The organism is Parabacteroides distasonis (assembly GCF_004793765.1).
In the GTDB taxonomy this organism is placed as follows: Bacteria; Bacteroidota; Bacteroidia; order Bacteroidales; family Tannerellaceae; genus Parabacteroides; species Parabacteroides distasonis_A.
Genome location: NZ_SRYM01000138.1, coordinates 1 through 922 on the forward strand (window position 1 = coordinate 1; position 922 = coordinate 922).

Consider the following 922-nt stretch of genomic DNA (forward strand, 5'->3'; position numbering starts at 1 on the left):
TTAGCTCAGTTGGTTAGAGCATCTGACTGTTAATCAGAGGGTCCTTGGTTCAAGTCCAAGAGGAAGAGCGAAGAGAGAGATACCTATTAATAGGTATCTATTTTTTCTTTTGTTCTTTTTCCGTTATTCACAGGGTTTTCAACAGGGTTATTAACACCCCTGTAATCCTCCTACCCTCTCCAAGCGATTAAAAATAAGTTCTTTAATTCTTCCGCAAGGACTCCGCAATGCATATTGGGAAGATGAACGTTATCCCGCAAATCAGCGGGCATGTCTTTAATAAGCACATCCGACTCCAACGAAGCCTTATAAATAAACTCCGTATCAAACAAGAAGCGATTCACCCGAGTTGAGGCCAAGAACGATTTTCCCCGCTGGTTAAAGCCTTTCAAACCTCCTTGAGCATCCGTATGCGTTAATCCTAGAAGCGTAAAATTCAATATACGAAATGCATCCGGAACCGCCTGTTATCATATTGATTTATCCTAAAATAAGGAGCAATAAATAAAAGTAGCCCGGGGATAACCAACCAGAGATCACTATACGTATTGACTCCCGAAATCTTACGAACCATCCCCAACAAAGAGATATTTGTATAAGGAGTAAATAAATTCTCTACATTCTTATCGAGAAGTACCTCATACCATTTCACGTATTGACTTGCCACATATTGAGGAGACGTATATAACATCGGAAGAACATACAAGACTATGCCCCAGAAAATAAGTCCTTTCAAAAAAGCGATCCGGCGTTTTGAGAATAGCAGGAAAGCAAGACCGACAATGCCATAAATCTTAGTCATCGTCCCCAAGACGATCATTAGAGCCGCCCAAAACTCCTGCTTCCGTTCAATAAAAATAAACGAGACACTACTGTCCCATTAAAATCTGAAAAAGTTCTTTGAAATTATTGAAATATAGTT

At 39.7% G+C, this 922-nt stretch carries 1 pseudogene; it reads right to left on the reverse strand.

The features are described from left to right. Positions 1-170: 170 nt before the first annotated feature. Positions 171-865: pseudogene (locus tag E5342_RS20240) on the reverse strand (glycosyltransferase 87 family protein); the annotation flags it as partial. Positions 866-922 lie beyond the last annotated feature (57 nt).